Below are 14198 nucleotides of genomic sequence, written 5' to 3' on the forward strand. Positions count from 1 at the left end.
GGTCAGACCTGCGCGCCGGGGTCCGCCGGGAGCGGGAAGATCTCGTCGATACGCGCGAGGTCGGCGGTGCTCGGCACCCACGCCGTCGCCGCGGCTGCGTTCGCGCGCACCTGGTCGGCGCTGGTGGCGCCGGCGATGACGCTCGACAGAGCCGGCTGGGCGAGAAGCCAGCCGAACGTCGCTTCGAGCATCGTGAGGCCGCGCTCGTCGCAGAAGGCACGGTACTCCTCCAGTGCGTCCCACGGAGCATCCCGCCACACGTGCTGCCGCTGCCGCATGATGCGGGTGTCGGCGGGCGCGTTGTCGCGGCTGAACTTGCCGGTCAGGAGGCCGTTGTGCAGCGGGAAGTACGGCAGGAAGCCGAGGCCGAATCGCCGCACCGCGGGCAGGACCTCCCGTTCGGCCGAACGGGCCAGCAGGCTGTAATGATTCTGCGCCGAGATGAACGGGATGCCCGCCCGGGCCGCTGCCACGAAATGGGCCTCGGCGATCTGCCATCCCGCGAGGTTCGAGTGACCCACATAGCGGACCTTGCCCTCGCGGACGAGGTCGCCGAGCACGTCGAGGGTCTCCTCTATCGGGGTGCCGGGATCGGGGGTGTGCAGCTGGTAGAGGTCGATCCAGTCGGTTCGCAGGCGCTGGAGGGAGCCTTCCACCGCCCGCCGGACGTACGAGCGCGATGCCTTCGCGCCCACCGCGCCGTAGCCGATGTCGCGTCCCGAGTGCCCGAACTTGGTGGCCAGCACGACGCGGTCCCGCCGCCCCTCGAGGGCCTGACCCATGAGCGTCTCGGACTGACCCGGATCGGCGCCGTACATGTCCGCGGTGTCGAGGAAGGTGACCCCGGCGTCGAGGGCGGCATCGAGGACCTCCCGGGTCCCCTCGAGCGATTCGCTGCGCGTGCCGGCCCGGCCGAAATTGTTGCAGCCGAGGCCGACGGCGGATACGAGGAGGCCGGAGTCGCCGAGTCGGCGGAGCGGAACAGTCGTCGTCGTCATGGGACAACGCTAGCCCCCGCGACGTGCTCCCGGACGCACGACGACCCCCTCCGAGGAGGGGGTCGTCGTGGTCGGGCTCAGGGCCGCGGCGGCTCGGGCGAGGCCGGCGGTTCGGTCGGCGGCTGCGTGGCCGCAGGCGGAGTCGTCGGCGGTGTCGCAGGCGGGGTGGCCGGAGGCGCCGCGGGCGGCGTCACCGGGGGCGCCGGCTGCGCGGCCGGCTGCGTCGTCCCGGCGGGCGGCGCGGGCGGCGGGGCGTACCCGGCCGGAGCCTGGTAGCCGGCGGGCGGGTACGCGGCGGGGGCCGCGCCGGCCGCACCGACGGATCCCGCGGCTTCCGGCTGCACCGGGATGCCCTGCCACACCGTGGTGTCCTTCAGGAAGGTGTTCCGCCAGGGGGACGGCGCGATCGCGGGGTTCCACGTCGTGTTGCCGAAGGCGAGGACGCCGAGCCAGATGAGACCGCCGACGCCGGGGATCAGCCACAGCAGCAGCAGCGGCCAGTCGCGCCCGAGCTTCAGCCCGACACGCCAGCCGGCCATGACGGCAGCGGCGATCGATACGAGCGACAGCAGCCAGCCGATGACGGGGATCTGTCCGAGGAAGGCCGACACCGCGATGGCGCCGAGCATCACCCACGGCGACAGATCACCGAGCTTCGCGAACACGAGCATGTTGTAGACGGGCACCCAGGCGCGCCACTTGCCCTCCACACCTGCCTTCTCGAAGATCTTCATCAGCAGGAAGGAGCCGATGATGTAGCCCGCCAGCGCGAGGATGAGCAGAATCGGCAGGAGCACCAGCCAGAAGGCCAGCAGAGCTCCGTAGCCGTCGTAGTCGTTGTTCATGAAGCGACCTCCAGAGTGGTGGACGCGGGGACCGCGCCCGCGAGGACCACCCCCCGCTGCGATCATGCTAGCGATGCCGCGTGCGGCATGTCAGTATCCGCGCCGCCGCATCGTCGTCTGGTCCGCGTCGGCGTCAGGCGAAGAGGATGACCTCGCGACCGTTCTCCTCGGCGCGCAGTCCCGCCGTCGCCGCCCACGCGACGAAGCCCCGGGCGGAGGCGATACGGGGCCGGGTGACGGCGAGGCGTCGCACGAGGTCGCCCTTGGCGTGCTTGTTGAAGTGGTTGAGCGCGCGCACTGCTCCGCCGGGCCCTTCGGTCACCACGCGCACGTAGGCCGACGCCACTCCCCCGTCGAGCGGGCCCAGCGCGACATACGCCTCCGAGCGCAGATCCAGGACGAAGCGCTCATCGGCGGCGGCGAGGGCGGCGGCGACCGGTGCCGCCCACACCCGGCGCAGCGGCGCGAGCCCCGGGAGCGAGGCGGTGGCGCCGAGCCGGTAGGCGGGGATCGCATCCAGCGCCCCGACGGGACCGAACGGCGCGGAGTGGATGAGGACGTGCCGACCGAGCCAGCGCCGGGCGGCACTGTCGAGGGATGCCGCGTCCACAGCGTCATACAGCACACCCGTGTACCGGTCGACAGCCGGAAGCGTCGGCGCCGTGCGGACGGCGGCGTTCACCGCGATCTCGCCCAGCTGCGTGGCCCCGAGCTTGAGCACGCGGGCAGCCGTCGCGGGATCGACGGAGAGCGACACGAGCGCGGCTACCACCGCTTCGCGCTGTGGTCGCAGTTCCGGCAGTGCCAGCTCGTCCAGTCGGACCGCCGCGCCGAGGCCACCGGGACGCTTGCTCTCGGACGGGGGCAGCAGGATGAGCATCGCGAGGACTTTCCAGGGGTGGGGAACGCGAATGCGCCGCCCGGCGGACCGGACGGCGCATGTCGCGACGGGGTGTCAGGAGATGAGCGCGGCGTTTCCGGCCACGATCGTCAGGTCGTCGCCCTCCATCGAGAGGAACCCGTCCTGCGCGTTGGCGATGATCTTCGATCCCGAGGTCTGCGTGATCCGCACCTGCCCCTCGGCGAGGATCGCCAGCACGGGTTCGTGACCCGTCATGAAGCCGATCTCGCCCTCGACGGTCTTCGCGACGACGAGCGATGCTTCACCCGACCACACCTCGGCGTCGGCAGAGACCAGACTCACCTTCAGCGGCACTTCGACTCCCTACGGTCGCTCAGTACGAGCATGATCAGCCGTTCTCCTTCTGGATCTGCGCCCAGCGCTCTTCGACGTCCGAGATGCCGCCGACGTTGAAGAACGCCTGCTCGGCGACGTGGTCGTAGTCGCCCTTGACGATCGCGTCGAACGACTCGATGGTCTCCTTGATCGGAACGGTCGAGCCCTCGACACCGGTGAACTTCTTCGCCATGTAGGTGTTCTGCGACAGGAACTGCTGGATGCGGCGCGCACGCGACACGACGACCTTGTCCTCTTCGGAGAGCTCGTCGACGCCGAGGATCGCGATGATCTCCTGCAGCTCCTTGTTCTTCTGCAGGATCTGCTTCACGGCCGTGGCCACGCGGTAGTGGTCCTCACCGATGTAGCGCGGGTCGAGGATGCGGCTCGTCGAAGCGAGCGGGTCGACGGCCGGGTACAGGCCCTTCGACGCGATCTCCCGGGAGAGCTCGGTGGTGGCGTCGAGGTGGGCGAAGGTGGTCGCCGGCGCCGGGTCGGTGTAGTCGTCGGCGGGCACGTAGATCGCCTGCAGGGAGGTGATCGAGTGGCCACGGGTCGAGGTGATGCGCTCCTGGAGGACACCCATCTCGTCGGCGAGGTTCGGCTGGTAGCCGACGGCCGAAGGCATGCGGCCCAGCAGCGTCGAGACCTCGGAACCGGCCTGCGTGAAGCGGAAGATGTTGTCGATGAACAGCAGCACGTCCTGCTTCTGAACGTCGCGGAAGTACTCCGCCATCGTCAGCGCCGACAGCGCCACGCGCAGACGGGTCCCCGGCGGCTCGTCCATCTGGCCGAACACCAGCGCCGTCTTGTCGAAGACTCCGGCCTCCTCCATCTCGTGGATGAGGTCGTTGCCCTCACGGGTGCGCTCTCCGACACCGGCGAACACCGACACACCGCCGTGGTCCTGCGCGACGCGCTGGATCATCTCCTGGATGAGGACGGTCTTGCCGACGCCGGCGCCGCCGAACAGGCCGATCTTCCCACCCTGGACGTACGGGGTCAGCAGGTCGATGACCTTGATGCCGGTCTCGAACATCTGGGTCTTGGACTCCAGCTGATCGAAGTTCGGCGCCTTGCGGTGGATGGGCCAGCGCTCGGTGATCTCGATCTGCTCGCCGGGCTCGGCGTTGAGGATCTCGCCCGTGACGTTGAACACCTTGCCCTTGGTGACATCGCCCACCGGCACGGTGATCTGAGCACCGGTGTCGCGGACTTCCTGACCGCGCACGACGCCGTCCGTCGGCTTGAGCGCAATGGCCCGGACGAGATCGTCACCGAGGTGCTGTGCGACCTCAAGGGTGATCTCGGTCGACTCGCCGTCGATCGTGATCGTCGTCTTGAGCGCGTTGTAGATGTCGGGGATCGAGTCGTGCGGGAACTCGATGTCGACGACCGGGCCCGTGACGCGGGCGACGCGCCCGACGGTCGCGGCTTCCGTCTTCTCAGCGGTGAGGCTCATGGCTTCTTCTCTTTCGTGTGGTCTATTTGCCCGACGCGAGAGCGTCGGCGCCGCCGACGATCTCGGCGATCTGCTGCGTGATCTCGGCCTGGCGCGCGTTGTTGCGCAAGCGGGTGTAGTCGGTGATGAGCTTGTCTGCGTTGTCGCTGGCCGACTTCATCGCCTTCTGGGTCGCGGCGTGCTTGGCCGCCGACGACTGCAGAAGAGCGTTGAAGACACGGCTCTGGATGTACACCGGAAGGAGCGCATCCAGCACGGTCTCGGCGTCCGGCTCGAATTCGTACAGGGGGTAGACCTGCGCGCTCGAGGACTCCTCGGCCTCGACGACCTCGAGCGGAAGCAGGCGGACCCGCTCCGGCGACTGGGTCATCATGCTGACGAAGCGGTTGTAGACGAGGTGGATCTCGTCGACGCCACCGTCCTCGCCGCCGCGGTCGTACGCATCGAGCAGCGCCGCCGCGATCTCCTCGGCCGTGTGGAAGTGCGGCGTGTCGGTGTCACCCGTCCACTCCGCCGCGCTCTGCATGCGGCGGAACTGGAAGTACCCGACGGCCTTGCGACCGACGAGGTAGTACACCGGCTCCTTGCCCTGACGTCGCAGCAGTTCGCCCACCTCGAGGCCCTCGCGGAGGATCTGCGAGTTGAACGCGCCGGCGAGGCCGCGGTCCGACGAGAAGATCACGACGGCGGAGCGGCGGATCGTCTCTCGTTCGACGGTCAGCGGGTGATCCACGTTGGAGTGCGTCGCCACAGCGGAGACGGCCCGCGTCACGGCACGCGCGAAGGGAGACGACGCGCGCACGCGCGCCATCGCCTTCTGGATGCGCGAAGCCGCGATGAGCTCCATCGCCTTCGTGATCTTCTTGGTCGTCTGAGCAGAAGAGATCTTCTGCTTGTAGACCCGCAGTTGTGCGCCCATGGTCCCTGTCCGACCGCGCCGTTAGCGGCGGCCCTTGACGATCTTCTCCTGGTTGACGTCCTCGGCCTCGGCCGCGGCGACCTCCTCGTGCCCGGGCTTGCCGATGGCCTGCCCCTTTCCGGCACGGAATTCCAGGATGAAGTCATCCGTCTTCTTGCTGAGCTCGGCCGCCGTGTCGTCGTCCAGCACGTTGGTCTCGCGCAGCGTGTCGAGGATCGAGGTGTTGCGACGCAGGTAGTCGATGAGCTCGCGCTCGAACGACAGGACGTCCTCCACCTCGATGCTGTCGAGCTTGCCGTTGGTGCCCGCCCAGATCGACACGACCTGCTCCTCCACCGGGTACGGCGAGTACTGCGGCTGCTTGAGCAGCTCGGTCAGCCGCGCTCCACGAGCCAGCTGGCGGCGGGATGCGGCATCCAGGTCGCTGGCGAACATCGCGAACGCCTCGAGCGAGCGGTACTGGGCCAGCTCGAGCTTGAGCGTTCCCGACACCTTCTTGATGGACTTCACCTGGGCGTCACCACCCACGCGCGACACCGAGATGCCGACGTCGACGGCGGGGCGCTGGTTGGCGTTGAACAGATCGGACTGCAGGAAGATCTGGCCGTCCGTGATCGAGATCACGTTCGTGGGGATGTAGGCCGAGACGTCGTTGGCCTTCGTCTCGATGATCGGCAGACCCGTCATCGACCCTGCGCCCAGCTCGTCCGACAGCTTCGCGCAACGCTCGAGCAGACGCGAGTGCAGGTAGAAGACGTCACCCGGGTAGGCCTCGCGGCCCGGCGGGCGGCGCAGCAGGAGCGACACGGCGCGGTAGGCCTCAGCCTGCTTCGACAGGTCGTCGAAGATGATGAGGACGTGCTTGCCGCCGTACATCCAGTGCTGGCCGATGGCCGAACCGGTGTACGGGGCGAGGTACTTGAAGCCCGCGGGGTCGGATGCCGGCGCCGCGACGATCGTGGTGTACTCCATCGCGCCGGCGTCCTCGAGCGCGCCCTTGACGGCGGCGATCGTGGAGCCCTTCTGGCCGATGGCGACGTAGATGCAGCGAACCTGCTTCTCGACGTCGCCGGACTCCCAGTTGGACTTCTGGTTGATGATCGTGTCGATCGCGATCGCGGTCTTGCCGGTCTGACGGTCGCCGATGATGAGCTGACGCTGACCACGGCCGACGGGGATCATGGCGTCGATGGCCTTGATGCCGGTCTGCAGGGGCTCGTGCACGCTCTTGCGCTGCATGACACCGGGCGCCTGGAGCTCCAGGGCGCGGCGGCCCTCGGTCGCGATCTCACCGAGGCCGTCGATCGGGTTCCCGAGCGGGTCGACCACGCGGCCGAGGTACCCGTCGCCGACGGCGACCGAGAGCACCTCACCCGTGCGGGTGACCTGCTGGCCGGCCTCGACACCAGAGAACTCGCCGAGGACGACGACGCCGATCTCGTGCTCGTCGAGGTTCAGCGCGAGTCCTTCGGTTCCGTCCTGGAACCGCACGAGCTCGTTCGCCATGACGCCGGGCAGACCCTCGACGTGTGCGATGCCGTCCGCGGTGTCGATGACGGTGCCGGTCTCGGTGGCCGCTGCGCCCGTGGGCTCGTAGGCGGCGACGAAGTCCTTCAGCGCGTCACGGATGACGTCGGGGCTGATAGAGAGTTCTGCCATTGTCTTCCCTTTGTATTCAATGCTTCTGGGTGGGGCTTCGGGCCCCGAGATCTCCGCCGTCGGCGGCACGTCTGCTGTCAACCGGCCAGGCGCTGCCGCAGGTCGGCCAGACGCGAGGACACACTCGCGTCGATCACGTCGTCGCCGATCTGCACCCGCAGTCCGCCGACCACGTCCGGGTCGATGACGGTGTTGAGCGAGACGCCGGTGCCGTACCGCTTGGCCAGTGCGCCGACCAGACGGTCGGTCTGCGCGGCGCTGAGCGGCGTGGCCGTGAAGACCGTCGCCACGGTGCGACCGCGCTGGTCGGCGACGATGCCCATCGCACGCGTGAGCAGCTGGCGCACGCGACGCTCGCGCGGCTGCTGCACGAACGAGGACGCGATGAGCGCGGTCGCCGAGCTGGTCCGCGAGCCCAGCAGCGACTGGACGAGCTCGGCCTTGATGGCCGGGTCGCCCTGCCGGCTGCCGAGGGCGAGCTCCAGCTCCGGGTTCTGCGAGACGGTGCGCGAGAAGCCGAACAGCTCCCCCTCGACGTCGGCATGCGGCTCGGCGATGGCGGCGGCGCGGACCGCGAGCTCTTCGACGCCGTCGACGAGGTCGGACGACGATGACCAGCGATGCGCGACCACGTCGGTCAGCAGCGCGCGGGTGACCGGGCGGACGGCGCCGCCGAACACGTCGGCCACGACCTTCGCCCGGGCCTCGCCCGGCGCGGCCGAGTCCGCCAGCGCGCCGCTCAGCTGCGGCGAGCCGCCGATGGCGCGCGCCGCGGCGAACAGCTCGCGGGCGACATCGAGGTCGACCCCGGACGCCGCAGACAGCGCCGCGGTGGACGCGGCCTGCGCCTGGGTGGTCGCGCTGCCCATCAGTTGGAGGCCTTCTGCGCTTCGGCGGACTCGAGGTCGGCGAGGAAGCGATCCACGACCGCCTGAGCCTTCGCGTCGTCCGAGAGCGTCTCGCCGATCACATTGCCCGCGAGATCCAGGGCCAGTGTGCCGACCTCGCTGCGCAGCGAGACCAGCGCCGACTGACGCTCGGCCTCGATCTGCGCGTGGGCGGACGCGGTGAGACGTGCTGCCTCGGCGGATGCGGCATCCTTCGCCTCGGCGACGATCTTGCGGCCGTCCTCACGGGCGGCGTCGCGGATCTCACCGGCTTCCTTGCGGGCGTCGGCGAGCTGGGCGGTGTACTCCTCGAGAGCAGCCTCCGCCTTGCGCTGAGCCTCGTCGGCCTTGGCGATGTTGCCCTCGATGGCGGCCGAGCGCTCGTCGAGCATCTTCTTCATCCGCGGAAGGGCGACCTTCCAGAAGACGAAGAGGATGACGACGAAGCAGACCGCCGACCAGATGATGTCGTACCACGCGGGGATGAGGGGATTGTAGGTCTCCCCCTCTTCCGCGGCGTACGCGACAAGAGCGTTCAGCATCCTGTCTCCTTAGGGCTGGATGAGGCGATCAGACGAAGATGAAGTAGGTCGCGATGCCGATGAAGGCGAGCGCCTCGGTGAAGGCGATACCGATCCACATGAGCACCTGCAGGCGACCGGCGAGCTCGGGCTGGCGGGCGACGCCCTCGATCGTCTTGCCGACGACGATGCCGACGCCGATGGCCGGGCCGATCGCGGCGAGGCCGTAGCCCATCGTCGCGACGTTTCCGCTGAGCTCGGCGAGAACCGTAGTTGCGTCCACGGGGTGTTTTCCTTTCGGTTGGTGGGCGGCTGGCAGCCGACCCGCTTAGTGCTCTTCCGCCACCGCGAGCTGGATGTAGACCGCGGTGAGGAGGGCGAAGACATAGGCCTGGAGGACGGCCACCAGGATCTCGAACAGGGTGAAGACGAAGCCGAAGGCGAGGCTGCCGGCGGCCAGCGCCGACCACCATCCGCCCAGGTCGAGCAGGAAGAACTGCGTCGCGGCGAAGAAGAGCACGAGCAGCAGGTGACCGACCATCATGTTCATGAGGAGTCGCAGGGTCAGCGTCACCGGGCGGATCACGAAGGTCGAGATGAGCTCGATCGGGGTGACGATGATGTAGATCGGCCACGGCACGCCCGAGGGGAAGAGCGCGTTCTTGAAGAAGTTCTTGGGGCTCTTCTTGAGGCCGGCGTAGATGAAGGTCACGTAGCTGATCACCGCGAGCATGAGCGGGACGGCGACGATCGAGGTGCCGGCGATGTTCATGAACGGGATGATGCCCGTGATGTTCATGAACAGGACCATGAAGAAGATGGTCGTGAGGATCGGCAGGAAGCGGTCGCCGTCCTTCTTGCCGAGCAGGTCGTGCGCGATGTTGACGCGGACGAAGTCCAGGCCCATCTCGACCAGGCTCTGGAACCGACCCGGGACGACCGTCATGCGGCGCGTGCCGAGCCAGAAGATCAGCACGATCGCGAGCGTCGCGATGAACTGGATCAGGTGGATGCGGTTGATGACCAGATCGCCGATCTGGAAGACCGCGGCGGGGAAGAACTCACTGATCGAGGGGCCGTGGAACTCCGGCGGCGCGTCGGCGGCGAGGGGGGCGATCAGGGTCGCAGCTTGAGTAAACAGCGCTGACTCCAGCTTCGGGGCATCGGTGCAGGACCGTTGCGACGATGGTCGGTGAGCGTCACTCCGCAGTGCTCAGGATGCAAGCTGGCGGGCGCTCGGTAAGCCTATCAAACCTGGCGGGGCCCCAAGTCCCCGGCGTCGGGATCGGTCGGCAGCGTCACGTCGCTCGCGTGGGGGATGCGCATGCGCAGCATGACGATGACGTCCACGGCGAGCGAGGCCAGCACGCTCACCACGAGGGCGACGAAGAACACCGTCGGATTCACCCACGGCTGGTCGCGCAGGATCAGCAGCGCGATGATGAAGATCACGAACTTCAGGATCCAGCCGCCCAGCACGATGCCGAAGAACAGCGGCACGTACAGCGGGTCGCCGTACCAGCGGTTCGCGACCAGGATGCTCGCTCCCGTGATCGCCAGGAACACCGCCGCCACGAGCACTCCGACGAGCGCCGACCACATGCCCTCCGTCCCGCCGACGAGGAAGCCGATCACTCCCCCGAGCACGACGAGCCCGGCCGTGACCGCCCCCGACCAGACGAGCGTGGTGCGCAGCACCGGGTTGCTCGAAACGGGACTCGTGGTCATGGCGTTACCTCCAGGTGGGGCGCAGCGACGGCGGTGCGGCGCGAGGGCATGAGCGTGACGATCAGGCATGCGGCGACGCCGACGACGCCGAAGACGACGCCGGCGACGTACTGTCCGGGCCAGTCCTCCTGCGTGCCGACGTACATCAGCAGCACGGCGAGTCCGACCACCGCCGTCCAGGCGTAGAAGATCAGGACGGCGTCGCGGTCGCTGTGCCCCATGTCGAGCATCCGGTGATGCAGATGCTTGCGATCGGGCGAGAACGGCGACTTCCCCGCCCGCATGCGCCGGATGACGGCGAGCCCGAAGTCCAGCAGCGGCAGGAACACGATGACGACGGGCAGCAGGATCGGGATGAACGCACCGAGCAGCTGCGAGCGCCCGAACTCGTCGTTGTCGCCGATGATCGCGGGATCGAGCTGACCGGTGATGGCGATGGCCGAGCAGGCCATGAGCAGCCCCAGCATGAGCGCGCCGGAGTCGCCCATGAAGAGCTTCGCCGGACTCCAGTTCATCGGGAGGAATCCCACGCATGCGCCGATGAGCATCGCGGCGATGAACGAGGCGAGGTTGAAGTAGGTGCTGGCGCCGGTGTCGCGCACGAGCAGGTAGGAGTACGCGAAGAAGATGCCGTTGGCGATCAGGGCGACCCCGGCGACGAGGCCGTCCAGCCCGTCGATGAAGTTCACCGCGTTCATCACGACGACGATGGCGAAGACCGTGAGGATGAAGCTGACCCAGCCCGACCACACCGTCATGCCGCCGATGGGCAGCGCGTAGATCTGCAGCTCGCCGAACCACGCGATGATGCCGGCGGCGAGGAATTGCGCGCCGAGCTTGATCATCCAGTCCAGATCCCACAGGTCATCGGCGACGCCGACCAGCACGATCAGGGACGTGGCGCCCAACAGCGCCAGCGGCTGCTGCGGATTGGTCCAGATGATCGAGAAGAACGGATGCTGCGCCGACACCGCGAACGCCGCGCACACCCCGAGGAACATCGCGATGCCGCCCAGGCGGGGGGTCGGGGTCGTGTGGACGTCCCTCTCGCGGATGCCGGGATAGAGCTTGAAGCGCATGCTGAGCCGCCAGATCGCCCAGGCCAGCGCGAGGGTGATCGTCGCGGTGAACAGGACGATGAAGACGTACTGCTTCACGCGCTTCCGCCGGACGCCGCCCGGTCCTCGAGTCCCGGCTCGACCTGGGGCTGCGGCGCACGCTCGGTCTGAGCATCCGGCGCGGGGGTCTGGGGATCCGATTCGGCCGCGGCGGCACTGTCGTCCTCGAGGAGGTCGCCGAGAACGCGCGCGAGCTCCTCGCGGCTGACCGCTCCGTCCCTCAGGATCCGGACGCGTCCGGCCGCGTCGCCGACGAGTCCGGTGGCATCCACGATCGTGGACGAGACCCCGGTCAGCGACGGGCCCCCGTCGAGGTACACCGCGACGCTGTCACCCAGCATCCCCTCGGCGTCGGGGGCAGTGACGGCGGGCGACTGCCCGGTGAGGTTCGCGCTCGACACGGCGAGCGGACCGGTGTCTTCGAGCAGCTCGAGGGCGATGCGATCGGCCGGCATGCGCACGGCGACGGTGCCGTGCGTCTCGCCCAGGTCCCACGACAGCGACGGCTGCGACGGGAGGATGATGGTGAGCCCCCCGGGCCAGAACTCCTCGACCAGGCGCTCCACGGCATCGGGCACTTCGGCCACGAGAGCCCGGAGGGTGGTCGCGCCGGCGACGAGCACGGGCGGCGGCGACTGGCGGCCCCGCCCCTTGGCGTCGAGAAGACGCTGCACGGCCTTGGGGTCGAAGGCGTCGGCGGCCACACCGTAGACGGTGTCGGTGGGCAGCACGACCAGCTCGCCGCGCCCGATCGCATGGCGAGCCGCGCGCATGGCGGGAAGCAGCTGGGCCTCGTCACGGCAGTCGAAGAGGGATGACATGTCGCCGACAGTCTAGTCGCGGCGCGTGTGCGCATCCGCTTCGGACGGCGGCCTCACGGCGGTGGTGACCCGATCCCGCGTGGTCAGGTCGGCATGCGTCGCCGCGGCGAGCCACCCGTCGGCCGCGAGCAGGTCGCGGATGGGCTCGCCCTGCCACTCGCCGTGCTCGATGGCGATGATCCCCCCGGGATGCGCGAGCCGCATTCCCACACCGCTGAGGACGCGCACGACGTCCAGGCCGTCCTCTCCGCCGTAGAGGGCGGCGGGCGGGTCGAAGAACCGCACCTCGGGGTCGCGCGGGATCGCGGCGTCGGGCACGTACGGGGGGTTCGACGCCACCACCGACACCGTCCCGTCGAGCTCGGGGAACGCCCGCTCGAGGTCGATGAACGCCAGTCGTGCGTTGTCGGCCCCCACCGCGGCGAAGTTCTCCTTCGCCCACACGAAGGCGTCGACCGAGTTCTCGGCCGCGTACACGCGGGCGTGCGGGACCTCGGTGGCCATCGCGAGGGCGATCGCCCCGCTTCCGGTGCCGAGGTCGACCGCCACGGGCGAGGGTGCGGCCGCCGCGGTGAGCGCGTCGATGGCGATCTGCGCGAGGATCTCCGTCTCGGGCCGGGGCACGAAGACGCCCGGACCGACGAGCAGATCCAGGTGGCGGAAGGGCGCGGTGCCGGTGATGTGCTGCAACGGCTCGCGGCTCGCTCGTCGCCGGACGAGGGCGTCCAGCTGGGCCACCGTCTGCTCGTCTGCGGCATCGCCGCGCACCGCCGCGGCTTGGACGGCGCCCCGACCGGTGCCCAGGACGTGGGCGGCCAGCAGCTCGGCGTCGACGGCGGCGTCGGCGATGCCGGCGTGCGACAGCTGCGCGGCGGCACGGCGGAGCACGTCGCCGAGACGCGGAGAGGATGGGGAAGGAGCCATGAGCGGGCACCAGCATAGAGGTATGCACCGCGCACTCCCGTGCCGCACAGCGTCACAATGAGCCCTGGGAATACGCTCTCGCATAGGCTGGTTGGCCGTCAGCACACCCTTTTCGAAAGGCCCGACATGCCCGGTATCTACTCCGACATCACCGCCGCTTTCGGCAACACCCCGCTCGTCCGGCTCAACCGCGTCACCGAAGGCCTGGGCGGCAACGTGCTGGCCAAGCTCGAGTTCTACAACCCCGCGTCGAGCGTCAAGGACCGTCTGGGCATCGCGATCGTCGACGCGGCCGAGGCCTCGGGCGAACTCAAGCCCGGCGGCACGATCGTCGAGGCCACCAGCGGGAACACCGGAATCGCTTTGGCGATGGTCGGCGCCGCACGCGGGTACCGCGTCGTGCTGGCCATGCCCTCCTCGATGAGCGTCGAGCGCCGCTTGCTCCTCAAGGCCTACGGCGCGGAGCTGGTGCTCACCGACCCCGCGGGCGGCATGAAGGGCGCTGTGGCCAAGGCTCAGGAGCTCGTCGCCGACATCCCGGGAGCCGTTCTCGCCCGTCAGTTCGAGAACGAGGCCAACCCCGCGATCCACCGCAAGACCACCGCGGAGGAGATCCTCCGCGACACCGACGGCAAGGTCGACTACTTCGTCGCCGGCATCGGCACCGGCGGCACCATCACCGGTGTCGGGCAGGTCCTGAAGGAGCGCGTGCCCGGCGCCAAGGTCGTCGCGGTCGAGCCCGCCGACTCGCCCCTGCTGACCAAGGGCACCCCCGGCCCGCACAAGATCCAGGGCATCGGCCCGAACTTCATCCCCGAGATCCTCGACCAGGGGGTCATCGACGAGGTCATCGACGTCGAGTTCTCGGACTCGATCACCACCGCCCGCGCGGTCGGCGCGAAGGACGGCATCCTCGTCGGCATCTCGTCCGGTGCGGCGGTGTGGGCTGCGCTGCAGATCGCCGCGCGTCCCGAGGCTGCGGGCAAGAACATCGTCGTGATCATCCCGTCCTTCGGTGAGCGCTACCTCTCGACCGCGCTCTTCGAGGATCTCCGCGAGGACTGATCCGACGGGAAGCT

The 14198-nt window shown here is 69.0% G+C and carries 16 protein-coding genes; 1 reads left to right on the top strand and 15 read right to left on the bottom strand.

Going from position 1 to position 14198, the window contains the following annotated elements:
- Positions 1-2: 2 nt before the first annotated feature.
- From Q9S36_RS23725 to prmC, 15 genes are all read right to left on the bottom strand, one after another.
- Positions 3-998 carry an aldo/keto reductase gene (locus Q9S36_RS23725; RefSeq protein ID WP_251453143.1) on the bottom strand — a complete coding sequence of 332 codons (996 nt, stop codon included), beginning with the start codon at positions 996-998 and terminating at the stop codon, positions 3-5.
- 77 nt (positions 999-1075) lie between these two features.
- Complete coding sequence (locus tag Q9S36_RS23730; protein ID WP_311287300.1) at positions 1076-1843, bottom strand: large exoprotein; 768 nt, start codon at positions 1841-1843, stop codon at positions 1076-1078.
- Between the two features lie 133 nt (positions 1844-1976).
- Positions 1977-2723: a peroxide stress protein YaaA gene (locus tag Q9S36_RS23735; protein WP_311287301.1), complete on the bottom strand. Its 747-nt coding sequence runs from the start codon at positions 2721-2723 to the stop codon at positions 1977-1979.
- Positions 2724-2798: 75 nt separating this feature from the next.
- A complete protein-coding gene (locus Q9S36_RS23740) occupies positions 2799-3059 on the bottom strand; it encodes a F0F1 ATP synthase subunit epsilon (RefSeq protein WP_251453146.1) in 261 nt (86 codons plus the stop codon).
- A gap of 34 nt (positions 3060-3093) precedes the next feature.
- Positions 3094-4542, bottom strand: a complete 1449-nt coding sequence (gene atpD, locus Q9S36_RS23745) for a F0F1 ATP synthase subunit beta (protein WP_251453151.1) — start codon at positions 4540-4542, stop codon at positions 3094-3096.
- Positions 4543-4564: 22 nt separating this feature from the next.
- Positions 4565-5461, bottom strand: a complete 897-nt coding sequence (locus Q9S36_RS23750; RefSeq protein WP_251453152.1) for a F0F1 ATP synthase subunit gamma — start codon at positions 5459-5461, stop codon at positions 4565-4567.
- A gap of 21 nt (positions 5462-5482) precedes the next feature.
- Entirely contained in the window at positions 5483-7120 is a 1638-nt protein-coding gene (gene atpA / locus Q9S36_RS23755; RefSeq protein WP_251453155.1) for a F0F1 ATP synthase subunit alpha, read from the bottom strand.
- Positions 7121-7197: 77 nt separating this feature from the next.
- The gene (locus Q9S36_RS23760; protein WP_311287302.1) at positions 7198-7989 is read right to left on the bottom strand and encodes a F0F1 ATP synthase subunit delta; all 792 of its coding nucleotides are present in this window, start codon (positions 7987-7989) and stop codon (positions 7198-7200) included.
- The gene (locus tag Q9S36_RS23765; protein ID WP_251453158.1) at positions 7989-8549 is read right to left on the bottom strand and encodes a F0F1 ATP synthase subunit B; all 561 of its coding nucleotides are present in this window, start codon (positions 8547-8549) and stop codon (positions 7989-7991) included. The genes Q9S36_RS23760 and Q9S36_RS23765 overlap by 1 nt, the downstream gene beginning before the upstream one ends.
- 28 nt (positions 8550-8577) lie before the next feature.
- On the bottom strand, positions 8578-8811 hold the full coding sequence (atpE, locus tag Q9S36_RS23770; protein ID WP_045274135.1) for an ATP synthase F0 subunit C: 234 nt from the start codon (positions 8809-8811) through the stop codon (positions 8578-8580).
- A 45-nt stretch (positions 8812-8856) separates the two neighbouring features.
- Positions 8857-9648: a F0F1 ATP synthase subunit A gene (gene atpB / locus Q9S36_RS23775; RefSeq protein WP_251453582.1), complete on the bottom strand. Its 792-nt coding sequence runs from the start codon at positions 9646-9648 to the stop codon at positions 8857-8859.
- Positions 9649-9776: 128 nt separating this feature from the next.
- Positions 9777-10256: a hypothetical protein gene (locus Q9S36_RS23780; protein ID WP_251453160.1), complete on the bottom strand. Its 480-nt coding sequence runs from the start codon at positions 10254-10256 to the stop codon at positions 9777-9779.
- Positions 10253-11413, bottom strand: coding sequence for an MraY family glycosyltransferase (locus Q9S36_RS23785; RefSeq protein ID WP_311287303.1), 1161 nt, complete (start codon positions 11411-11413; stop codon positions 10253-10255). The genes Q9S36_RS23780 and Q9S36_RS23785 overlap by 4 nt, the downstream gene beginning before the upstream one ends.
- Positions 11410-12195 carry an L-threonylcarbamoyladenylate synthase gene (locus Q9S36_RS23790; protein WP_311287304.1) on the bottom strand — a complete coding sequence of 262 codons (786 nt, stop codon included), beginning with the start codon at positions 12193-12195 and terminating at the stop codon, positions 11410-11412. Before Q9S36_RS23790 ends, Q9S36_RS23785 begins: the two co-directional genes overlap by 4 nt.
- Before the next feature lie 12 nt (positions 12196-12207).
- On the bottom strand, positions 12208-13119 hold the full coding sequence (gene prmC / locus Q9S36_RS23795) for a peptide chain release factor N(5)-glutamine methyltransferase (protein ID WP_311287305.1): 912 nt from the start codon (positions 13117-13119) through the stop codon (positions 12208-12210).
- A gap of 126 nt (positions 13120-13245) precedes the next feature.
- Here prmC and cysK point away from each other — a divergent pair, with 126 nt between their 5' ends.
- Positions 13246-14184 (top strand): cysteine synthase A, encoded by a 939-nt coding sequence (cysK, locus tag Q9S36_RS23800; RefSeq protein ID WP_251453165.1) that lies wholly within the window; start codon positions 13246-13248, stop codon positions 14182-14184.
- The last annotated feature ends 14 nt before the right edge of the window (positions 14185-14198 follow it).

The sequence above is a fragment of the Microbacterium sp. ARD31 genome (assembly GCF_031844425.1).